The organism is Paraburkholderia sp. GAS38 (assembly GCF_050434965.1).
GTDB lineage: Bacteria > Pseudomonadota > Gammaproteobacteria > Burkholderiales > Burkholderiaceae > Paraburkholderia > Paraburkholderia phenazinium_A.
In genome coordinates this window covers 53,745-76,277 of the sequence record NZ_JBNDJO010000022.1, presented here as the reverse complement: position 1 = coordinate 76,277, position 22,533 = coordinate 53,745, and the positions used below count along the sequence as shown (strand labels likewise).

16 protein-coding genes are annotated in these 22,533 nt (G+C 56.6%); 2 read left to right on the top strand and 14 right to left on the bottom strand.

Annotated elements, in window-relative coordinates; genetic code table 11:
- Window positions 1–1,058: 1,058 nt before the first annotated feature.
- Complete coding sequence (locus P3T42_RS35045; protein WP_429308584.1) at window positions 1,059–1,922, top strand: glycosyltransferase family 2 protein; 864 nt, start codon at window positions 1,059–1,061, stop codon at window positions 1,920–1,922.
- Between the two features lie 76 nt (window positions 1,923–1,998).
- Window positions 1,999–3,147 (top strand): glycosyltransferase family 4 protein, encoded by a 1,149-nt coding sequence (locus tag P3T42_RS35040; protein ID WP_074294187.1) that lies wholly within the window; start codon window positions 1,999–2,001, stop codon window positions 3,145–3,147.
- Between the two features lie 514 nt (window positions 3,148–3,661).
- Here P3T42_RS35040 and P3T42_RS35035 read toward each other — a convergent pair.
- The 14 genes from P3T42_RS35035 to P3T42_RS34970 all read right to left on the bottom strand — a co-directional run bounded on the left by P3T42_RS35035 (window position 3,662) and on the right by P3T42_RS34970 (window position 22,439).
- Window positions 3,662–5,680, bottom strand: coding sequence for a hypothetical protein (locus P3T42_RS35035; protein WP_429308583.1), 2,019 nt, complete (start codon window positions 5,678–5,680; stop codon window positions 3,662–3,664).
- A gap of 52 nt (window positions 5,681–5,732) precedes the next feature.
- Window positions 5,733–7,127 carry an O-antigen polymerase gene (locus P3T42_RS35030; RefSeq protein ID WP_143788243.1) on the bottom strand — a complete coding sequence of 465 codons (1,395 nt, stop codon included), beginning with the start codon at window positions 7,125–7,127 and terminating at the stop codon, window positions 5,733–5,735.
- A gap of 24 nt (window positions 7,128–7,151) precedes the next feature.
- Window positions 7,152–8,363 (bottom strand): glycosyltransferase, encoded by a 1,212-nt coding sequence (locus P3T42_RS35025; protein WP_429308582.1) that lies wholly within the window; start codon window positions 8,361–8,363, stop codon window positions 7,152–7,154.
- Window positions 8,360–9,595 (bottom strand): polysaccharide pyruvyl transferase family protein, encoded by a 1,236-nt coding sequence (locus tag P3T42_RS35020; protein WP_429308581.1) that lies wholly within the window; start codon window positions 9,593–9,595, stop codon window positions 8,360–8,362. The genes P3T42_RS35025 and P3T42_RS35020 overlap by 4 nt, the downstream gene beginning before the upstream one ends.
- Window positions 9,586–10,734, bottom strand: coding sequence for a glycosyltransferase (locus tag P3T42_RS35015; protein WP_171991585.1), 1,149 nt, complete (start codon window positions 10,732–10,734; stop codon window positions 9,586–9,588). Before P3T42_RS35015 ends, P3T42_RS35020 begins: the two co-directional genes overlap by 10 nt.
- Window positions 10,709–12,019 (bottom strand): lipopolysaccharide biosynthesis protein, encoded by a 1,311-nt coding sequence (locus P3T42_RS35010; RefSeq protein ID WP_429308580.1) that lies wholly within the window; start codon window positions 12,017–12,019, stop codon window positions 10,709–10,711. Before P3T42_RS35010 ends, P3T42_RS35015 begins: the two co-directional genes overlap by 26 nt.
- Window positions 12,020–12,073: 54 nt before the next feature.
- The gene (locus P3T42_RS35005; protein ID WP_429308579.1) at window positions 12,074–14,308 is read right to left on the bottom strand and encodes a polysaccharide biosynthesis tyrosine autokinase; all 2,235 of its coding nucleotides are present in this window, start codon (window positions 14,306–14,308) and stop codon (window positions 12,074–12,076) included.
- Window positions 14,309–14,392: 84 nt separating this feature from the next.
- The gene (locus tag P3T42_RS35000) at window positions 14,393–14,875 is read right to left on the bottom strand and encodes a low molecular weight protein-tyrosine-phosphatase (RefSeq protein ID WP_367117593.1); all 483 of its coding nucleotides are present in this window, start codon (window positions 14,873–14,875) and stop codon (window positions 14,393–14,395) included.
- 154 nt (window positions 14,876–15,029) lie between these two features.
- Complete coding sequence (locus P3T42_RS34995) at window positions 15,030–16,001, bottom strand: GDP-L-fucose synthase family protein (protein ID WP_429308578.1); 972 nt, start codon at window positions 15,999–16,001, stop codon at window positions 15,030–15,032.
- A gap of 4 nt (window positions 16,002–16,005) precedes the next feature.
- On the bottom strand, window positions 16,006–17,124 hold the full coding sequence (gene gmd, locus P3T42_RS34990; RefSeq protein WP_429308577.1) for a GDP-mannose 4,6-dehydratase: 1,119 nt from the start codon (window positions 17,122–17,124) through the stop codon (window positions 16,006–16,008).
- Between the two features lie 124 nt (window positions 17,125–17,248).
- Window positions 17,249–18,448, bottom strand: a complete 1,200-nt coding sequence (locus P3T42_RS34985; RefSeq protein ID WP_074294178.1) for a polysaccharide biosynthesis/export family protein — start codon at window positions 18,446–18,448, stop codon at window positions 17,249–17,251.
- An 85-nt stretch (window positions 18,449–18,533) separates the two neighbouring features.
- Window positions 18,534–19,913, bottom strand: a complete 1,380-nt coding sequence (locus tag P3T42_RS34980) for an undecaprenyl-phosphate glucose phosphotransferase (RefSeq protein ID WP_429308576.1) — start codon at window positions 19,911–19,913, stop codon at window positions 18,534–18,536.
- Window positions 19,914–19,955: 42 nt separating this feature from the next.
- Window positions 19,956–21,407 carry a mannose-1-phosphate guanylyltransferase/mannose-6-phosphate isomerase gene (locus P3T42_RS34975; RefSeq protein WP_429308602.1) on the bottom strand — a complete coding sequence of 484 codons (1,452 nt, stop codon included), beginning with the start codon at window positions 21,405–21,407 and terminating at the stop codon, window positions 19,956–19,958.
- Between the two features lie 141 nt (window positions 21,408–21,548).
- Window positions 21,549–22,439, bottom strand: a complete 891-nt coding sequence (locus P3T42_RS34970; RefSeq protein WP_429308575.1) for a helix-turn-helix domain-containing protein — start codon at window positions 22,437–22,439, stop codon at window positions 21,549–21,551.
- Between the last annotated feature and the right edge of the window lie 94 nt (window positions 22,440–22,533).

The window sequence follows — 22,533 nt, the reverse complement described above, 5'->3', positions numbered from 1 at the left end:
CAGTGCATATTGCACGGTATCTTGAGCATGCGCATCGAGCGGGTCAGCCATGACATTGGCGCAGTCCGCCAATCGTCGTCGCCGGAAGCTTTGGCGAACGAGTTAAGCTGCGACCCGCGATACCCATCGCATGGGTCGGCCACGATATTGGCGTAGTCCGACAATCATCACCGCTTCTCCGATCGCCATACGCGCAGGCCCATAGATCACGGCACAATGTCGACTCCACAGCCGCTTTCCGGAGCGCGGCCTCTCGACTTCCGTCGTCTCCAGGCGAGTGGATCCGCCAATACCGATGGCGACCTTGCAAGTGTCTCGTCGAAGAACAGCTACGAACGGGTCAATCACTCCCGTAGCAATGCGACGCTTTATTTTCAGAAAGTTGCGGTTACGGATCTCGCGATTTGGGGAGTGCGTTCACATGATTCAGCAAGGAATCGACGGGGCTCGACAACCGTCCTTTTCGCTAGGCAATCGCGCTGCACGTGTCGCATGGCGCCTTACTTATCTCGCCCTGTTCCGTCCGAGCCCCATACCTTTGCACGCCTGGCGAAGCTGTCTCCTGAGACTGTTTGGCGCCAAGATCGGAACTGGCGTTCACATCTACCCCAAGGTGGACATATGGGCTCCCTGGAACCTCGTCGTCGACGATTTTGCCGGTGTAGCAAACGGCGTAAGCATCTATTCTATGGCAACAATATCCTTAGGTGAACGATGTGTGATATCGCAAGGTGCCCACCTCTGCGCGGGAAGCCACGATTACAACGACCCTACTTTCCAGTTGTTCGCAAAGCCTATTGAAGTCGGACGATTTGCCTGGATCTGCGCGGACGCATTCGTTGGACCCGGAGTAACGATACCGGAGGGCGCTGTTGTCGGTGCTCGATCTGTGGTTGCACGATCGCTTTCGACATCATGGTCCGTATACGCGGGCATGCCGGCCCGGAAGATAGGACCACGTCAAAAGCAGACTTGAATCCGTGTCGTTTTAGCGAAGCCGTGCCGCCCGTCCTGTTGCCTGAACAAAGCTTCGATTGAGCGGGCGTCGCGTTTCATCCATGACGCTTGCTTTCCGACCTAGAGGGAGCCTGGAATCCATGCTATGTAATGTCTCGGTTCTTATACTGACAAAAAACGAAGAAGCAGATCTACCGGGTTGCCTGGAGAGCGTTGCATGGTGCAATGACGTCTGGGTGCTGGACTCAGAAAGCCACGACAAGACAGTTGACGTTGCCAGGGCTTATGGTGCTCATGTGCACGTCAGGCCCTTTGACGGGTTTGCCTCCCAACGCAACTTTGGGCTTCACCAGTTGGCATTCAAACACGACTGGCTCCTTATTCTGGATGCCGATGAACGGGTAACAAAACATCTTGCGGCGGAGATCCACAGTGTCATCAAAACTGCGCCCCCTGAGGCTGCTGCAGGGCGCCTCCAAAGGCGTGACTATTTCATGCGCCGTTGGCTAAAGCACGCACAAATATCCCCGTACTTCATTCGGCTGGTTCGACAATCTCGCGTCAGGTATGAGCGTGAAGTAAACGAGGTCATGATGGTGGATGGCGAGATCATATCGCTCTCGGAACACCTGGATCACTTTCCGTTTTCGAAGGGCCTCACACATTGGATCGCGAAGCATAACGTGTATTCATCAATGGAGGCCGTTCAACTCAGGAATCGGTTGAGCACGCCTGCCTCGCTACGGTCGGCATTGTTTGAGCGGGACTTTAACGTGCGGCGGAAACACCAAAAGGCGCTGTTCTATCGACTACCTTGTCGACCGTTTCTGAAATTTGGCTACATGATGATCGTAAGAAGGGCCTTTCTGGATGGAGTGCCCGGAATCAACTACACCTTCCTGCAATGCTTCTACGAATATCTCATCTCCTTGAAGGAGCTGGAATATACACCTGAGTCTCGTTGACATGGATGACAACACCTTCGTACATCGCGGCGGCATCGTGGTACCGGCCAGGGCCATTTTCACAGGGAACTGAATCATGAAGGTTAGCGTAGCAGTGTGCGGCCGGTTTCATTTTCACAACTACATTGAGCGGCTGGACGAGCTCGGGATTCTCGACACATTTTATTATTCCCATAAGGCACGCGCATCGACGTTTTCGCTGGCACGGGGTCGAGCCGTCAACATCTGGGCAAAGGAATATGCCGTACGAGCGCACGCGAAGCTGCTCAAGGAGCGACTGAGCGACCTGTTTTACCCCGCCTATCACGACCTCTGGCAACTCGGGGTGCGACTCAATTGGCGACCGACACCCTTGCTGCACGTCATGGCACACGGTACTTCACGACAGCTTATCGAAAAGACAAAGCGAGAAGGTTCAATCGTGATTGGAGAGGTAGTCAATACGCACCCCATTCATCGAGACAGACTCCTCACCGATGAAGAGAACAAGCGCGGCATTCCACATATAACGCGGATCAATCGGCAGCAACAAAGACTGATCGAAGAAGTGAAAATGTACGACTATGTCCTCGCACCCTCTTCCATCGTGCGGGAGTCGTTCATCCAGCAAGGGGTGCCCCCGGATATCATCAAAGTGATTCCGTACGCGGCCAACGTAAAAAGATTCCATCCGTTGGAGAAACAAGAAAAGGACACGAACCGCTTCAACATATTGTGTGTCGGACACATCAGCCTGCGAAAAGGTCAGCTCTACCTCCTCGAAGCGGTGAAGCAAATCAACGACAAGCGCTTGCACGTCACACTGATCGGGCAAATCGAGCCGCGGATCGAAGCGCTATTGGCACCGTATCAACATCTCTTCACGCATATTCCTCGTGTGGACAATGCTCAACTCAACGCGTACTACAACTGGGCGGATGTCTTCGTACTCCCCTCACTCGAGGAGGGTTTGGCCGTCGTTCTATGCGAGGCGCTAGCAACGGGACTACCCATTATCGCTACGCGTGAGTCCGGCGCAGCAGAGATTATCGAGCACGACCGTAGCGGCAAGATCGTCTCGGCCAGCTCCGCTACCCAGTTGGCTAACGCTATCGCCGAGTTGGCAAACTCTCCCGACAAGGTCCACGAATTTTCCAGCCATGCGACGGTTGCCGCTACCCGCACGCATAACTGGAACCAGTACGTCGACAGATTGCGCGGCGTCTACTCCGACTGCCTGCGCTAACTACCGCAGGGCGCCTTTCACGCAGCGCCTACCAGTTGCCTCCCGATCTTGCACCCTGCATTTGTGTCGACAGACCGCTTACGTTAGGCAGTGCGCTCGATGTCGACGAGCCGACACCTGCGCGCATACCGCCGCTACGGCTCAGGTTCGATACTGCACCCAACCCGGAGTAGGTGCTGCTACGCTCGTACCCCATCCGGCCCACGACTACGGCATACGGGTTCGCCGCCTCCGCACCGACTGCGGACAATGTCGCCAATTCGTCCGGACTCGATGCGGATCTTGAGTAGGCATTGGAATGACTTTTCAACGACTCGCTATCCGAACTATCATAAATTCGGTTTAACTGGGCACCCGGATCCTGACTGACGGCCCCCTCACAACCGGGCAATGTGCATGCCGCCAACGAAGTCTTCGGCGCACCCACTATACCTATGGCCGCAGCGACCGCCAGAATTCTCAGAAGCTTCCGGGCAACGAAATTTTCGAAAAACTTGACCATCTCATCTCCACATCAAAATAGTATTTTGAAATCGACGTTTTTTGCCCTAGCAGAATGATGGCCGCTACACATCGCCCGCAAGCGTACGATCCGCACGCCAGGTAATGATTGCACTTTGTCCTGTGCCATCGCCACTACTTGATCTTCCCGGATGGTCCGCATACCCGGCGCCGTCATGTCAATCGAACTTCGCCAGACGGCGCGCCCGGTGTAATCCAGCCCACTCAGGAGCAGTGTCCCGCCATCGCCGGGTTCGGTCACGCCGTCCCCGTCACCGACCGATACGATCAATTCCCGAGCTCGCCGATGAATCGTTACGTCGAACGTCTGTTGTTCTGCGCTCGCGCCAAAATCAAACCTGCCAACGATCGCGCTGTCATTGTGGTGAGCGTCGAGAATTTTCGTATCATCGGCCTTCAACTGAACCGCGATGTCGAGAGAGGAGTTGGCATTGCTTCGAGGGCTAGAAAATCTTTCTTCTGCACTTGCCAATGTCCCCACTATGACCGGATCGCTAATCGACAATCTCTTGCAGATATTCGCCAGGAGTATCTGGCCGACCTGGCCTGCCGCCACCTCGTTCCTGGCTTTGACACCTATCGCCGTCTCGCCATTCTCAAACCATACGCCCGCCACATCGAATAGCGGTTCTCCGCTTTCGTTCCGAAGAATCGATCCAACCGAAAGTCCTCTAGGGACGGGATCGTTGATGCCGGAAAAGCTCGTGTATAGAACATCACCTTTGACAGCGGCGACCTTCACGCGAACCACCCCGCCACCGCTTGTCAACGGCAGTACGCCACCTGCGGACGAGGTAAGCCTCGGCCGGTTGAATTCAATCGAATCCATTGGTGTTGAAAAGCTCAACGTTACGAATGCACTTGCGGGCCGTCTTTCACCCAGAAACGTCACGTCATTGAATTCCGCGGCCCTGCAACTGATGATCGGGATCGGCTCTTCTATCGTTGAATCGTTCACAACGATTCGGTTAACGGCAGGACCATTCGAGAAGAAGCCGATCTCGCATCGGTTGTATTCGATGTAATCGACCAATTTGTCATTTTCGACGAATCTGATGTACGAATCGTTGACAATGATGGTTCCGCTTGCAGAGGGATAAAAGTATCCATTGATCCGCACCCGGTTGCACACGACTCTGTCAGCGGAAAATGCATAGAGGCTGCCATCCAGAGACGTAACGTCATTCTCGTCGCGGTGCTCGCGAGATGATAAGAACTCCAGATCGTCAAGTTCTATATTTCTCGCTACCCTAAAACCGGGTCGATCAAGGCTCAAGACCCGGGCGGCGCCTGTCTCGTTGTTCCCCGCAACGGAATCCGCGTTCTGCGCGATGTCCGCCCAGCGTGCGTCGTAGTCGTATTGCAGCGGCGTGACCAGCTCGATCAGGTTCACACCGACCTTCGCGACACTGTTCCGCTCGAAATATCGAATAGACGGTGGGTAACCCTGAGAATCCTGGTTGTATCCGTAGATCAATATAGGCATGCCCGGTCTATAACTTCCCGCACCATCCGGACTCACTAGCCTTATCACGGACGATTTGGCCGCGACCGAGCGGATGCGGTCGCCACTGGTGAACTCGCCAAATCCTGGAATCGATCCGGCATTATTCAAAAAATAGTCCTGATTGATGACTAGCGGGACGCACTCTGTCGTCTTCTCAGACACCGCGATATTGCGCAACTGGGTGCTCCTCCCGCCACGAACGCGGACATCCCTCACTCCCTGCAGCCACCTGCCGGTCAGGATATCCAGCCTCCCGTCCGGCAGGATGAGGTCGAAGGTCGAATCGGACGATTGCATTCTGGCGCGAATCTTCAATAGCGCCGTGGAATTCTCTTCTGCGGATGCTCGCGCAGATACACCGTATGCTGCCGCCTCTATGACTTCGCGCGACATGGATGCCGACGCCAAACCTGATGCGAAAGACTTTTCCGACACCGCCTCCGCGCCGAGGACGGTCGCAAGCAGTCTTAGGAATTCCCGTCGGGATTGTTTGGTGAAGTTCATTTCCGCGCAAAAGCCCTCGTCACAGTAGCTAATGAACTGAAGAGCCCGCCCGTCACGGTCGATCAGACAGCGTTTGAATCGACAACCGGGCAGTCGAACCGGCACCACCTTGACGTACCTTGTCGCGATTTGGAGCAGGCAGCGCAATTCGCGCCATCCTTATCTTGCCCGCCTTCACCAGAATATAGATGGCGACGAACGAGAACCCGAAAAAGTAGGCCATCGGGACGCCGCCGTCGCGAAACAAGGTTGAAATATACCCATTGAAAATCCAGTACGATGCGAACAGCTTCGGATTGGCCGTGTAGATGACACGATTATGAAATCGATACAAAAACAATCCGACGATAAACATCCCACCCACCAATGAAGGAAATCCGAATATCGAATACAGGTCGGCATGCAGCGACCATGTCAACGCAAAGAAATTTCCATATTTCAACAGATTTATGCGCTGTGTTGTGGTTGGCTTGCTGGGCCAGATTCCACGTGGAATAGGCCAGGTCAGCAAGCGAAGGTATTGCGTTCCCCAGTTAAAACCGGTTCTGTCGGGCACCAGCTCATAGATCGCCGACGACACATCGAACTCCTGAAAATCGCTCGTTCCAGCCCCGGCCGATCTCGCCTGTTCGTAATGATTGACGATCTCCGCGACACTCGTATCGCCGGTCAGGATTTTTCGTGCCGCGAGTCGGTCCGAACCCACGACATCGAACAGGAGTACCAAAATGAACCCTATCAGAATCGTTTTAACGGCAAAGCTTCTCCGACCACGCCTCATTAATCCGATCGTCAACGCACTTACCACAACAATCACGAACGACAACCGCTGTGCTCCGACAAGAATGCGCAACAAGACAAACGAACCCGTCGCCGCCACCATCGTCGGCGTCATTCCGTAGGCGAGAATCAGGATCAACAGCGCCGCCGGGATGAATTCCGCGAAAGCCATCATGTAACCCGAAACCCCGACCAACCGCTGACCGCCATTCGCGTCAACCTGCACGTCGAAGGATTGAACCGAATCGACGCCGGCGGAGCCATATGCAACGTGGGTCGAATACAGTCCCAGCGCCACGAGGACGATCAAAACGGAGAAAAATCGAACCTTGTCCGAAATCACGAATCGAGTCGGCGGTATCTTGAGTTCTCTAAGATTGCGCGGTTCAACGAGCGCCGGCAGGACGACCACAGCAAACAACGCGCAATTTATGTTGAGACACGTCAGCCACAGCGTTCCGTCCGATGGAATCAAACCAATAGTGTTCCACAGAAATGATTTCCCAATCAGAAATACATTGAACGGACGAATCACGTATCCGAGAAAATGATATATCAAATACAAAAATATCGGATGGTAAACAGGCATTCGCATTGACACTACAAATGCGAAGCACATCGCCCAACAAAGAAGATTAATTACCGCAATATAACCTACGATTTCCATATCAGTTCTTCGCCGAGCGAGTCTTTAGTCGATGATGCAAACGGGTCTTTCACGAGTTCCCATCAGCCAGCCATATACGCCTGCCATTTGTTCGGCAATAGAATTCCAGGTGAAATGGCGTTCAACCAGAGATCTGCCGTTCCCGCCCATCTTTTCGATCTGTGCATCGCTGACGTTGCAAAGGTCACCGAGAAACTCCCGCAATCCATCAATGGAGTTCAGAATTTCGAACGCAGCGTGTTGCGAGAACCCGATAGACAGATTGCACTCGCGGGTGAGCGCGACTGGCTTCCTGAAGGACCAGGCCTCGAGTGGCACCATCGGCAACCCTTCACTGAACGAAGGCAAGATCACGCAATCGCACGCCGCGTACGTTTTTGCCTTGTCGTCGCCGAATTGAGCGCCGATGAAATGGACGCCATCGGCGTCTATACCTTCGTTCACCATGCCTCGCAGTTGAGCGATATAGGACGGATCTCCCCAACCACCGATGATCAGGTTCCAGCGCTTGTTGACCGAATCGGCGGTGACGCTTTCTTTCCAGGCTGCGAGTAGGTTCTCTACGCCTTTCTTAGGGTGCAACCGGCCAAAATAGAGCAATAGCTTTCTCGATGCGAAACCGGCGTTCCACCAGGACGGTAACCCGGGACTCTCATTGCTCGGAATCGTCACACCGTTATGCACGACAGCGATCGGTTGCTTGAGCCCGGCTGCACGGATCGCGTGAGCCTCTTCAAGATTGAGGGCGTGCAAGCAGGCCGCGCGCTTCAAATGGCTACGTTCATAGGCGGCGAGCGCCCCCCACTTCTTCAACTTCGAACGATTGAGAATCCAACGATCGAGCATGCCGTGTGGCGAAATGATGTACGGCTTGCTTTGGCGCCGATGCCACGCGACGACGTCGGCAGACGGATGCATCCAGATTCCGTGCGTATGAATGACTTGTGCATCGGACGCCAACAACGCCGCACGCAGTGCCGGAGAGTAGCCCAGCATCGCCGGACCGACACGGTCGCACGTCGTCACCTGCGTGCCGTGCCATTGCGGAAGGTCGTCCTCCGTATGAGCGTCTTTCAGGGCGAACACGCGAGGCATGAATCCGGCGGCAGGCAGTTCAAGTGCGAGACCACGCATCGCGTCGAACAGCCCCCCACCCGTACGAGAGGCCGAGGCGGTCACAAACCCGACCTGATGGCTCGCACAACTTTCTGCATGGATGTCGGCCTGCAATTTCACGCCGCCTCCCGCAACAAGTCAGAAAATCGCGGGTACTGATCCTTATAGCGCTGAACCGCACGATTGACCTCCTCCCGTCCGCTGGTCGGATCCTTGTAATCGAAGATCATTCTTTCTGCGACTCGTTGTACGTCGAAGGTGTCGATATCGTGGACACGCGCGCTGAGCCCGAGGTCGGTCATGATGCCGCTTGTCTTGGGTAAGTATGAAAGCGCAACCAGTGGCTGCCCCGCGAGCAGGCCGAAAATGCACGAGTGAAAGCGGCTCCCGAGAAACACCGCAGAGCCCGCGATGATTCCTCTTACATCCGCTACCGGGCGGTCCCTCTGATCCAGAATGACGAAATCCGGGTGCCGCGACGCGATCTCGCGCCCAACAGGTAAATCGGCGGCAACCTGGTTCACGATGACAACGCGGACCCCCAGCGTCTCATGCAAGATACTTAGCAGTTGGCAAATCTTGCGCACATACCGTTGCTTGGCCTCCGTCTGATCCGCCGCGAGAGGGAACGCCCATTCGATCACCGAAACGGCGATATACGGCTCATCCGGTTCAATGCCAAATTCCGTCTTGAGCAGTTCCCTGGCGGCCGGTGTCGATTCATGCCAAAACGCCAGGTCGCCGGTCCGAACAACACGCTTCTCCGGCAACGATAACGTTTGGACTGCAAAATTGTATGACTCGCTCTCTCGCACGCAAACCAGATTCGCCTTCGAGAGAATCTTCTTCGCAAACCACTGTCCGCGTCGTGACCTGATGGGACCGACGCTTTGCGGCGCCAATACGACCTTTGCTCCGAATCTGGCCGCGGCCCAGATTTGAATCAGGTTAGCGTAGTACGAGGGGTTCGAATCCTCGAGATACCCGCCTGGGCAGCTAATAACAATGTCGGCATCCTTGAGCGCTTTAATCGCGCGCCGTTGTTCTCGCGGAATAAGAAGACCCAATGGCCATGGCCGTCCGAAAAGGACATAGCAGATCGTCGCGCCCTGGCGAACCACATTGCAAAGGCGCCGCCGCCACACGCTTCTCGACAGGCAATTGCCGAGGCGTTCATGCCATGTCACCTGAGGCAGGTGACGACGCTGTGTCGATGGTTGATAAGCGATACCGCTGACTGATGCGCCCGGAAACGCACTATAGATTTCATCAATGCATACTTCGATCAGCGCCGCATCGCCCTTGTTGACGGCGCCGAAGACATTCGCCACAACGATCTTGATCACTTCCATTTTGAGAACCCGTTCGCGAAATTCAACACGTTTTCGGAAAACCGCAGCAAGTCCCAGTCAGGAAGATTCCATGGATACTTGCTTTTCATCCTGACAATATTGCTGCTATCGAGTAGTGCACGGATACCCAGGTCTATGTCGGACTCCGTCCCGTCGGTTACGAAACCGTTCTCGCCGTGCCTGACCAACTCATGAGCAGCCCCACAGCGATCCGTGCAAAGGACCGGTGTCCCGCATGCCAACGCCTCGTTCAGACACAGGCCCCACTGGTCGTAATCGCTAAGGAGAACCAGGAACATTGCCAGCGACAGGAAGATCGGCATGTCGCGATTGGGGACAAGCTGCCTGAACATGACGGAATCCGATAGTCCCAAGCGGTCACAGTGCGCCCGCAGATCCTGCTCCAGCTCTCCTGAGCCGATGACGAGCAGGCAAACCCCGCTCGCCCTCGCTTGCGAGCGTGCGTACGCATCGATCACCTTGTCGACCCGCTTGCGCGCAACAAGCCGCGAAACGCAAACGATATATTTCTCCGGCAAGCCCAACTGAACCCGGTATTCGGCTTCACGCTGACGAGCAACCTGGGCCGCCTGCCGAAAAAGACTGTTATCCACGACGTCGTAGCCGACTCGAATATTTTCCACGGGAATTCCCAGGAACTGGAAGTAGATGCTTTGGCGGCGACCAGCCACGATCGCACCGTCGTACATGCGTGCAAGCAATGCCTTGAAGAACTCGCGACCGGGTCGCCGCATGCCATCGTCGAACTTGCTGTCAGCGCAAAACACAATCCTCGGGTGCCGTTTGAGCAATCGGTAAACCAGTCCGACAACGGAGTAGTGGAAGTTGTATCCGATCGTCACGATCAGATCCGGCTTTTCTCGCGAGATTTCCATGAACAGTCGAAGCGAAAATTTCACGCTTGTGCGCTTTTCCCCCTTTCCTCCAAGATATCGCCATCGACTTTCCCACCGGTCGTGCCCAACGCCATGGGCGCTACGATGAAGATAGTCTGCGGATTCGCGGCTCATCACCAAAACCTGAAAATCCACACCGTCGCGCGACAGACGATCGCCCATGTTTCTAAGGCGAGCCGAGTGATAGTCCCCGACACTACCCGTTAAGAACAGCACCTTCATGGCTTTTCTCGCTGTATTCTTGAGAGACTTCGTATTCACCAAACGCGACCAGAAATACATCGAGTCCGAGTAGGCAAATCGCAACGGAGACGAGCCCACCGTGTCGAACGGCAAATAGCCCGATGGCGATAGCCCCAATCGCGGCAACGAGATAGGCAAAGGCAAACCGCATATGACGGTTGATCGCGATAACGAAGATGGAACTCGATTGCCATAGAGAGTTCGCGACCATCGAGAGCAGCAGCACGTCGAAGAGCGGCGCGTCGAAGGTTATGTGCTTTCCCGTCCACGCTGCATAGAATCGTCCACCCCACTGGCTCATCGCGATGCCCGCCGCGGTCGCCACCATGATTGTCACGAGTGTCAGCTTGCGCTTGATCTTCTTTACGTCGCCTTTTCGGCCGACAGCGAATAGCCTCGATACCTCTGACCACACCGAGTTGGACAGCAGGTTCATCATTTGCACGGCAACCCGGGTCAGCGCTCTCATCGTTGAAAACACCGCGACCTGCGCCGGCCCTAGCGCGGTCCCGATGACCCACAAGATCCCCTGAAAATTCAGCCCGTTGCTCAACGGAAACCCCAGGAACGCCAAAGACGGGATCAGTGACTTCTTGAGCCATCTCCAATCGATCGTGAGCGGGAACAAGGTCGCCCATGAGCAATATCGATTCTTAACGATCTGCTGTGCCACATAGCCGATCAGCCGTGCGGCGAGCATACCCAAGGCAACGGCAATGGGCGTCTTGAAGATCAAAAGCGCAACCAGTCCGAGCGTGAGCGCCATGAATCGGGTCACATTCAGGATGCCAACCGACAACGCGTAGCAATTGGCGCTGCGCAACGCAGCCGTATGAGGGCCATACATAACGCTTAAGCAGACGTCGCCGATAAGAATCAGCGCGACGAGCCGCACCTCGTTCGACGACATGAACCGGAAGACATGAAATCCTCCTCCGAACGTCCACCATGCCAATCCAGACGCAATCAATACGGCAAAGACAAACAGCGCAACCGTCGCGGTGAGCGTCCGGTAGATGACCTGAAGGCGGTCGTAGTCCCCCACTGCCGCGCGTTGATCCATTTCATTTGCCGCGACGGTGGACAAACCAAGATCGCTCAATGCCAGATAGGTGGGGATCGTCGAGATAAGGATCCATTCTCCATACTTCGCCGCACCCCATACGGACAGAAACAAAGGAACCGATACGACTTGCGCAAACACACTCACGGCCTGACCGAGGCCATGCGCGAAGAACGCCCTGACAATACGTTGTGCCGACATGCTGAACCCGTTTGTGTGCCCGACATGACCCGCCTTTCATGTCAGGCTTTGCGATCAATGACGCGGCGCGTACTCGTACTGGTACGCATACTTGTACTTTCCATATGCGTAACCGCCGGTGTTCAACGGGAAGTCGTTGAACACCACCCCTTTCAGCGGACTGCCGCATTGCCGCAATTGCTTCACCGCCAATTCGACCTCTCTTACCGGGTTTGCGCCAAAGCGCAATACCAGTAACGTGACCCCCGCCAGCCGTCCGATAATGGCCGGATCCGTTACCGCCAACACTGGCGAGGTGTCGATAATCACGTTGTCGTATTCGGCCGACAGTTCCTTCAAGACCGCTTCAAAGTTCGGATGCAACAGCAGTTCTGCGGCATTCGGCGGCAGTTGGCCGGTAGGGATGAAGTCCAGGCCTTTGACCAGTTTGTCCTTCCGAATGATCGAAGTACGGTCGCCGCCTGAGCGGATAAGCTCGGTCAATCCGGATTCGCGTGTCTCCCCAACGTAACGGTGCAAATAGCCACGACGAAGGTCACCGTCGATCAGGAGAATCCGCTTGCCGGTGTTCGCCATCAAGACGGCCAGGTTGATCGAAATGAAGGACTTGCCGACGCCCGGTGCCGGGCCGGTCAGCATCACGACATTGTTCCTGGCATCGAACTCTGCGAATTGCAACGCGGTGCGTAAGCCGCGAATCGCTTCGACCGCAAGATCGTTAGGCGAGGAATTCGCCAACAGGGGAGCATCAGTCGCAGCTGACCGCTCGATACGTCCGAGCGACGACTGCTGATCGCTATGCGGAACCGTCGCATAGACCGGAAGGCCGAACCTTTCTTCCACCTCGTTCGGATCTTCGATGCCGCTGCGAAGCGCCTTGAGTCCAAACGCTGCGCCGGCTCCCAGGAACAAGCCGAGCGTCGTCGCCACCAGCATGATCAAGCCGGGCCGAGGCCATACCGGCACCGTATTGTTTTCGGCGTCATCCAACAGACGGACGTTACCTGTCTTGCCGGCTTTCAGGACACGAAGCTGTTCGACGTTGTTCAATAACGTCGTATAGATTTCCTGCGAGACCATCGCGTCCCGCGCCAAGCCCACGACATCCTGTTCGTTCGACGGGATCGCCTTCAGTCTCTGATTGAAGCTGTCGAGTTGCGCATTGACGGTGTCCAGTTGCCGATTAACCGCATCGACGTTTGGATGCTGCGGAGTAAATCGCTGAAGCAGCTGATCGCGCTGAAGCACAAGCTGGCTCTTCTGAACTTCCGCCTGCACGACTTCGTTCAACAACGTCTGGGCTTCCAGGGGAAGGTCGACGATGGCATTTTTTGTTCGGTAGTTGTTGTACTTGGTTTCCGCCTCTTTCAGATTTTCCTTGAGCCCCGGAAGCTGATGATCGAGGAACTGAATCATGTTGTCGGCTTCGGCGGATTTTCTGTCGATATTTTGTTTGACGTACAATCGCCCGATTTCATTCAGGACAGCTTGCGTCTTGCGTGGGTCGTCGCTACGCCAGACGGTACTGATGATTCCGGAGTCCTTGCCTTGCTCCGAGATGTTCAACGAATTCTGAAGGCGGTTGATGACGTCCAGCCGTTTGGAATGAACCAGCTGGAATTTGCTGCCCGGCCGGCCAACCAGGCGGCTCACCGTGATGGCGATGGGGCCGGCCGACGTGGTAGCCTGGATTTCCCGGCCGACCTCAGCATTTTCCACGACCAGGTCGCCGTCTGGTGAGAGAAGGTTGTACTTGCCGCCCAGTTGGGTAACGAGCGTCCAGATTGCGCCGTTATATGCCGACGGCACCTCCATCTTCGTCACCTCGATCGCTTCCGGGCCCCAAGCGTACGACGGCAAGTTGAAACGCGCAGCGGCGGAGACGGGCACAGGAAGATGCGATGCTAAAAACCGGCCGAGCAGCGGCAGGTATTTCGGTCTGGCGTCGATATCCAGATGCACCGCGTCGACGGTAGGGCCGAGAATCATGCGCGATCGCAGAATCTCGATTTCGGTGGTCGAGGCCGTCTTCAACTCGAACATGCTGGCCAGATCGCCCAAAGCGGAACCGATCGAATTGCCGTTCTCTTCAACCTGAACCAGAATATTCGATTCGTATGCTGGTTTGGCGATGAGCGCGTACACCAGGCCTAGCACCGCCATACCAAGCGCAAATCCGAGAATCACATTTCGATACTCCAGTAGCGAAGCCAAATGCTCCCCGAGGCTCGTACCTTCGTCGGGTGGTGAAGTGCGCTGGCTGGTCAGGAATTCATCTGCTTCTTGCATGTGCTTGGCTTAAATATGTTAGTTACTGAATGTGTGCCGATCGAACGGCCTCAATGGCTGGTTGCAACCACGTCCGGCGTGCGGCTACTCGTGACAAAGAGGCTTTCTCGTTTCCGACTCTTTATTCCATCCATTGGAAGTTGCAATCTTGGCCGCCCAAGCTCGCACGCCCTGTTCGATTGAATCCAGCGCGATGACGAATTCCGCACGCCCCCTTCCAAAGGGGTCGCGGACGTCAAAATTATCAAACTCACCCAAACGAAATATTCGCCCTCTCGACCACGGACTGAATCTTTCCACGTAACGCTTTTGCTCAAGGTCCATCACAAGCAGAAGATCCGCGCTCATGCAATGCGACCTCAACAATTGCCTCGCCCGATGATGTTCGATATCCAGCCCTTTCATCTGCATCAACTCGCGCGCGAGAGGATCGGCCTGCTGCCCTACCAAAGCACCTACACCCGCTGACTGCACAACGCAATTCGGCAATTCGCTCGCTAGCAACGCTTCGGCCATCGGGCTACGGCATATGTTTCCGATGCAAATAGTCAAAATGGAACGAATCATCGAGTCTTCCCGGTAACCTCTCGTTCAACGCTTAACCCACCCACCATCATCAACGTCCGAACGGAATACATGTTTTGTTTGTCGAAGTAGCGGGCGAGTCCTGAAGCGATGCGAGATCCTTCGCATCGGCCGTCACGATTCCGCTTCGCGCGCTTTACGCAGATACCTGCTCTCCGTGTCGCTCACAGAAATCCGCGTATGCGACAGCCAGGCCATCCTCAAGCTCTGTCGTCGCCCTGATTCCGTGCGCATGCAAGCGCCGCACATCCAGCAGCTTGCGGGGCGTACCGTCCGGCTTCGACGGGTCAAAGCGGATTTCACCCTCGTATCCCACTACCCTGGCAATGCTCCGGGCCAGATCTGCGATCGACAAATCGATGCCCGTCCCAATGTTTATGTGCGATGTCGACGCTTCGCACTCCTGTTTCCATTCCTCGGACGCAATCTGCATGATCTTGACGGCCGCGAATGCCAGATCGTCCACATAGAGCAGTTCTCTGCGAGGCGTTCCACTTCCCCAAACCATCACCGACGCTTGGCCCCGCACTTTGGCCTCGTGCATTCTGCGTATCAAGGCCGGCACAACGTGACTATTCTCCGGATGGTAGTTGTCGTCGGGGCCGTAGAGATTGGTCGGCATTACGCTACGGAAATCCGTTCCGTACTGCCGGTTATAGCTCTCGCAGAGTTTCAGCCCCGCAATCTTTGCGATCGCGTAGGGCTCGTTGGTCGGCTCCAGATAGCCCGACAGAAGCGCACGCTCCGAAATCGGCTGGTCGGCAAATTTCGGGTAGATGCATGACGAACCGAAGAACATGAGCCTGTCCACACCCGCACGATATGCCTGGTCGATCACATTCGCTTCGATCATCAGGTTGTCGTAAATGAACTCGGCGGGATAGACCGAATTGGCCTTGATGCCCCCAACCTTCGCTGCGGCGAGATACACATGATCGATATCCTCGCTTTGGAAGAAAGATTCGACGGCATACTTATCGGTCAAATCGAGTTCGTCCCGTTTGCGAGTGACAACGGTACAGAACTCCAGCGCTGCCAGGTGTCGAACAACGGCGCGCCCTACCATACCGTTATGGCCGGCCACAAAGGTCCTGATTTCTTTGCTCATTTTGTTACTCGTTGTACGCAAAGGTCGCGAAGCCTGCGAGCTTGACCAGGGCATCGCGTTTTGCCGCCTGGTAGTCTCCCTGCACCATTTCCTTAACCAGGCTCTCGAACGAGATTTTCGGGGTCCATCCCAGCTTCGTCTTCGCATTCGTGGCGTCGCCCAGCAAGGTTTCGACCTCAGTCGGACGAAAATAGCGTGGGTCGACACGCACAATCACGTCACCCGGCTTGACCTTGACCTCGGGTTTCTGAACCGCCTCCACGACCGCGATCTCGTCGACGCCTGAACGTTCGAAACGCAGGACGATGCCGAGCTCCATCGCGGCGCGCTCGACGAACGTCCGGACGCTGTGCTGGACCCCCGTCGCAATGACGAAGTCTTCCGCCTGCTCTTGCTGGAGCATCAGCCATTGCATCTCGACGTAATCGCGCGCGTGGCCCCAGTCTCGAAGGGCCGAGAGATTTCCGAGGTACAGACAGTCTTGCAAGCCAACGGCAATTCGCGAGAGCGCACGTGTGATTTTGCGTGTGACAAACGTCTCCCCACGTACCGGTGACTCGTGATTGAAAAGTATCCCGTTGCAGGCGTACATGCCATAGGCTTCCCGATAGTTGACGGTAATCCAGTACGCGTAGAGCTTCGCCACCGCGTACGGGCTACGCGGATAGAATGGGGTGGCCTCCCGTTGCGGGATTTCCTGGACGAGACCATACAGCTCGGATGTCGATGCCTGATAGAACCGGGTCTTCTTCTCAAGCGACAGGATGCGAATTGCCTCGAGGATACGTAACGCGCCAATCCCGTCTGCGTTCGCCGTGTACTCGGGTTCCTCGAACGAAACCGCGACGTGACTCTGTGCCGCGAGGTTATAGATCTCGTCCGGCTGCACTCGCTGAATAACGCGCACGATACTCGTCGAATCCGTAAGATCGCCGTGATGCAAGACGAACCGGCGGTCCGATACATGCGGGTCCTGGTAAAGGTGATCGATTCGATCGGTATTGAACAACGAGGCACGACGCTTGATGCCGTGCACTTCGTATCCCTTGTCCAACAGCAATTCCGCCAGGTACGATCCATCCTGCCCCGTCACACCGGTAATCAACGCAACTTTACGTGTCATGATTCAGCTCCATATCCAATATTCGCTATCGAGATCGTTCTCAACTATCCCGGTGCATTTCCAAGCGGCTTGCCAAATCGCGCGCCTGAAGCGATCGCAGCATCGAAGCAATGCCCGCATCGAATTACTTGGTCAGCACGGCGGCTGTCAGGCCAGCATTGACTGCGGGCAACAACAGACTCAACACGCGATTCAGCCGCACCAGGCCGTTGCCGTCGACGTAGACGACATCGTTCGGTTGAAGCTGAAACTGATTGGCGAGCACCATCGAAACCGGTGAGCGTGCATCAAGATGAAATACGTGCGGCTCCGCGTTCAAGGCTCCACGAATGACATACATCTGAGCGGCGTCGGCCGTATTCGAGTTGATACTGCCCGCTTGCGAAATGGCGTCGCTGAGCGAGAGCGAGCCGTCTCGCATGGGAAGGGCGGTCAGCGGCTTATTCACCTCACCCATCACATAGACGCCGTTCTGATCGCGAGGCAGTACACGCAGCAAGTCTCCATTGCGCAACATGATGCGAGACGGATTCTCACCGCGTGCAATCATCGCCGAGAGATCGATGCGGTACGAATTCGCACCCCGCACGAGCACCATGTGGCTCTGATCCGCAGTCGCACTAAAGCCGCCTGCACGACTGACCGCCTCGTACAGCGTCATGGGCACGTCATTTACCGGAACCGAACCGGGTACGCGCACTTCGCCGTCTACATACACCTGCTTGGAGCGAAACGACGCCACACTGACCGTCACCTGCGGATCGCGAAACACTTGCGCAAGCGCGGCGGTCAACTTCTTCTGCACGTCATCAGGCTGAAGGGAAGCAACGTGTATCTTTCCAACATAGGGAAACTGAAGATCACCGTTTTGATCCACGATGTGCCCCGGTGCGGGGTCGTACGCCCGCGAGCTTGGCGTCGAAACCTGCGGCCCCTGGGCCTCCACCAGTTCCGGGTGGTCCCAGACCGTGATCTGCAACACGTCGCCAGGACCAATCAGGTACGGTGTCGGTGTTGCGAAGAGGCCGGCGTCCGCGGAGACGGAGGGAATCGTCGCCTGATTTCTTAGCTGCTTGATCAGATCGATCGTGATTTCCGTGATGGGCACGTCAGCCCGCTCCGGCGGATTCTTACCGCTTCCGGCACTAACCGGGATCGACGCCGGCGTTTGCATCCGCATGCCGGGTGCAACCGAACAGGCCGACAACGCAGCGCACGATGCCAGCAGTGCTAGTGCTCGCAGGCGATAGGCCCGATTGGCGCGCTTGATCTTCTCGCGACACTTTCCTGGTACCGTCACTAGAACAACTTCCGCGTAATTCATCCGTTAGCCCTAAACTCACATCGCTTTACGATGCATTATGAAAACGTCTACTTGTATCGACCGCACTGATGCCTTCAAGACGCACTCAGTACACGTTACTGCCGACCAGCCCTTTCGCTACGGTCGCAAGCACAATCCGCATGTCGAGCACAAATGACCAGTTCCGCAGGTAATACAAGTCGTGCTCAACCCGCTTCTCCATCTTCTCAAGTCGATCGGTTTCGCCACGGAAGCCGTTGACCTGTGCCCAGCCGGTGATGCCCGGCTTGATGCGATAGCGATGAATGTATCCATTCACCACTTCCTGATAAATTTCGTCGTGCTCGATCGCATGCGGACGCGGCCCTACGACCGACATTTCACCGCGCAGCACATTGATGAACTGCGGAAGTTCGTCGAGACTCGTGCGCCGCAGGAACCGGCCGACGCTGGTCACACGTGGATCGCCCTTGGTCGCCTGTGTAACTACACCCGCCTTTTCCATATGCGGGCGCATCGAGCGGAACTTGTAGATCTGGAAGACGCGACCATCCGCACCCTTGCGGTACTGCTTGAAAAACACCGGCCCACGCGACGAGAGCTTCACTGCGACCGCTATGACGATCATCGCCGGAGCCAGGGCAAGCAAGGCCACAGCGGCAAAGACGCGATCGAAGATGTCTTTCTTCACCAGTGCGTGCGGCGGTAACGGCGACGCCATCAGGTTAATGGCAGGCGCCCCGATCAGATCGATCATGCCGCTGTCGAATAGCGCCACGCTCTGCACATCCGGAATGAAGCGCACGTTGACCAGTTCGTTGCGGAATCCGTTCACGACGCGCAGGATTATTGATTCCTCGGTGAGTGGCATAGCCAGCCACACCTCCTGCACATCGTTGGCGCGCACGTATTGCAGCAGTGCGTTCAGGTCGTCCTGTTGACCGTCGTCTCCCTCCACGCTTCCGCAAATCCTGCGCGAGTCGAACACCTCCGAAATGAGGAAACCATCGGAGGGCGAAGCGTTGATCTTGCGCAACACGTCCTCGCAATGCTTACCGTGTCCCACCACTACCACGTGGCGTAAATTCATCCCCGCCTGGCGTACTTCGCGTAGCACGCTGTACGTCGTCACCCGCAAGGCGATCAGCGCGCTACCTGTGATGCCCGTCCAGTACGCGAACCATAGGCGCGAGATGAAATCGGTGCGGTGTACGCAGAACATCAGCGCAAGGCCGCAAAGCTGCACGACAATCCAGGCGAGCGCCAGCTTGCCCACGAGGCTCACCATGGAACGTCCGCGCCACGAGTCGTACAACCCGAATACCGGGAACGTCGCGAGTGCAAAGGCCGCCGAAAACGTGATGAAAGCGGCATCCAGCCGGTTCTGCCCGAAATCTTCGTACCGTACGTGCGCCGCCAGCATGGCGCCGGCGACGATGAGGGCGACATCCACTAGCCGAGCGATCAAACCTTGTAAGCCAGGCATTTCGAGCCTCCTTCGATGAATACGAACTCGGTCAGACGCCGTTCAGGCACGCCCGTATGTGTCGTCAAAGCGCAGGATGTCGTCTTCGCCGAGATAGGATCCCGACTGAACTTCGATCAGTTCGAGCGGCAACTTGCCCGGGTTTTCGAGGCGATGACGCACGCCCAGCGGAATGAAGGTGGACTGGTTCTCGCACAGCAAAAACTGCTCTTCGCCACAGGTGACGCGCGCCGTGCCGCTCACCACAATCCAGTGTTCGGCGCGATGGTGATGCAGTTGCAGCGAGAGGCGACCGCCCGGCTGCACAACGATCCGCTTAACCTGAAAGCGGTCGCCGTGATCGATCAAGTCGTATGAGCCCCAAGGGCGACGCACCTTACGGTGCGTTTCAGCTTCTGGCGCCTGCTGGGCGCGAATTCGCGACACCAGGCCTTTCACGTCCTGCACGCGTGAGCGATCAGCTACCAGTACCGCGTCAGCTGTCTCCACCACCACCACATTAGTCACCCCCACACACGCAACCAGCCGCCCTTCCGAATGCGCGAAACTCGACGTCGCCCCTTCGAACACCACACGGCCGCGTCCGACATTGCCATCCCCATCCTTGTCCAGCGCATCCCACACGGCATCCCATGAACCAAGATCCGACCATCCTGCTTCGAGCGGCACGACCACACCCGACGGCAGTTCCTCATCCGATCCGAGTCGTTCCATAACCGCGTAGTCGATCGAGTCGGACGGCGACTGTTTGAAGGCGTCGGCGCTCGGTCGAAAAAATTGACCTTCGTTTATCCCCTGCACGAACGCCAACGCGCACGCGTCACGCATCGCCGGTTGCAGCTTGGCAATGGTCTCGAGCCATACGCTTGCTCGCACCACAAAAATCCCGCTGTTCCACCAGTACTGTCCCGACGCGAGGTACTGCGTAGCAAGCTCCAATGCGGGCTTCTCCACAAAGCGCTCAATCCGCTGAGCACCTGCGCCGAGATCAGCACCCAGCTTGATATAACCAAAGCCGGTATCAGCCCGCGTCGGCGGCACGCCAAGCGTGACAATCGCGCCGGCTTGCGCGTACTCCATGGCAAGCGCAACAGCCCGCTGAAACGCAACGACGTCGGCAATAGCGTGATCTGCCGGCATCGCAATCACAATCGCGTCCTCACCGTCCGCACATGCCACTGCAGCAGCGAGCGTCAACGCCGGTGCGGTGTCGCGCCGCATCGGCTCGACTACGATGCGCGCATCGATGCCGCTTGCGCGAAGCTGTTCCGCCGTCACGAACCGGTGTTCGTCCCCGCACACGATGATCGGCGCGCATGCCACACCCGCCTCGGAAGAGAAGCCCTTCATGCGCCCAACGGTTTCCTGCAGCAACGAGTCGGGGCCAAGCACGCCAATCAGTTGCTTCGGATATTGCTCGCGCGACATCGGCCACAAGCGCGAACCGGCTCCACCGGCCAGAACGACCGGCACGAGACGCGCTGACGCCCTCAATCGGCCGCTACGATCTTCTTCCTTGTGGAATGGCTCGCTAGCGCCGTTGTCTTGGCCGACTTCATCTTTCAACGATGACACGATAAGTACTCCTATTCTCATGCGCCGGCGAGCCGACAACGTGCGCTCAATCGATAGAAACTACGTGGTCAAAGGTCCTTTCAACTCTGAGACGTCGCTGGGCACCGAGCCACGGGTGCGCAAGCGATATTCCGAAGGCGTGAGACCCATCCGTTTGCGGAAAATCTTCGCAAGCCGGTCACCGTTGATCCACCCGCAGCGTTTCGCAATCCTGTCGATGGGAGAATCCGTCTCCGCCAGCAACCGGGACGTCATCTCCAGACGGGTCCGCAACAGGAACTCCGAAGGTGTCACGCCAATCTCCTGCTTGAAACACCGCAGGAAGTTCCGCTCGCTCATCGCCGCCACCCGTACCGCTTCGCTCACGGAGATGGGCCGGCCACAATTCTCTTTTAGCCACCGCGCCGACGCCCGCACCTTCTCGGCCCGGGTCGGTGTACTCGAATCCGACAATACCGATGCGACGATCGGGGAACCATTGAGCGAGAGGCGCCCAACGGCTTCCCGCGCAACGTCGATGCCAAGATCGCGCTTGACCAGCATCAGCGCCGTCTTGGCCGGCTCATAACGATCGGCGTCTTCGTGCACATCGTCATCCGCAATCCCAGCCGGATTCGGCGGCCAGCCGTTCGGGCTGTGCGACTGTCCCGAACTGACAACACCTGCGGCCTCCAGCAGCAAGCGCCCCTCGCCAATCGGCTTCACCACCTCGCTCAACGGCAGGACCTCCCGGAGCCATCCCACGACTCGCTCGTCACGCGCCGCCTTTTGCGCGCCCTCTCCGCCCACGATAAACAGAGCGTCAAAGCCGATGGCGTTTCGTGCATCGCAGGCGTATGTCCAGACGTTGATCGATGAAGAACACGCCACGTTGCCCCCGTCGGCCGAGTAAAAACGGACGTCATACAGCACATCCCCTCTCGATCGGGCAACGCAGATCTCGTTTGCCACCTGGAATACCTCTGGGATCACACCAGCCGTGAGCAACGAGAATCCTTCGAACAACACAACGCCAATGTCTCGAACCGTGCGTCTTCGCCTCTTC

What these genes read in the sequence shown, in the direction of transcription:
- P3T42_RS35000 (WP_367117593.1), bottom strand. Translation starts at nt 14,875, where the DNA reads ATGATTCGTTCCATTTTGACTATTTGCATCGGAAACATATGCCGTAGC.
- P3T42_RS35030 (WP_143788243.1), bottom strand. Translation starts at nt 7,127, where the DNA reads ATGGAAATCGTAGGTTATATTGCGGTAATTAATCTTCTTTGTTGGGCG.
- P3T42_RS34980 (WP_429308576.1), bottom strand. Translation starts at nt 19,913, where the DNA reads ATGCCTGGCTTACAAGGTTTGATCGCTCGGCTAGTGGATGTCGCCCTC.
- P3T42_RS34995 (WP_429308578.1), bottom strand. Translation starts at nt 16,001, where the DNA reads ATGAGCAAAGAAATCAGGACCTTTGTGGCCGGCCATAACGGTATGGTA.
- P3T42_RS35035 (WP_429308583.1), bottom strand. Translation starts at nt 5,680, where the DNA reads ATGAACTTCACCAAACAATCCCGACGGGAATTCCTAAGACTGCTTGCG.
- P3T42_RS35020 (WP_429308581.1), bottom strand. Translation starts at nt 9,595, where the DNA reads ATGGAAGTGATCAAGATCGTTGTGGCGAATGTCTTCGGCGCCGTCAAC.
- P3T42_RS35040 (WP_074294187.1), top strand. Translation starts at nt 1,999, where the DNA reads ATGAAGGTTAGCGTAGCAGTGTGCGGCCGGTTTCATTTTCACAACTAC.
- P3T42_RS35015 (WP_171991585.1), bottom strand. Translation starts at nt 10,734, where the DNA reads ATGAAGGTGCTGTTCTTAACGGGTAGTGTCGGGGACTATCACTCGGCT.
- P3T42_RS35045 (WP_429308584.1), top strand. Translation starts at nt 1,059, where the DNA reads ATGACGCTTGCTTTCCGACCTAGAGGGAGCCTGGAATCCATGCTATGT.
- P3T42_RS34985 (WP_074294178.1), bottom strand. Translation starts at nt 18,448, where the DNA reads ATGAATTACGCGGAAGTTGTTCTAGTGACGGTACCAGGAAAGTGTCGC.
- gmd (WP_429308577.1), bottom strand. Translation starts at nt 17,124, where the DNA reads ATGACACGTAAAGTTGCGTTGATTACCGGTGTGACGGGGCAGGATGGA.
- P3T42_RS35005 (WP_429308579.1), bottom strand. Translation starts at nt 14,308, where the DNA reads ATGCAAGAAGCAGATGAATTCCTGACCAGCCAGCGCACTTCACCACCC.
- P3T42_RS35010 (WP_429308580.1), bottom strand. Translation starts at nt 12,019, where the DNA reads ATGTCGGCACAACGTATTGTCAGGGCGTTCTTCGCGCATGGCCTCGGT.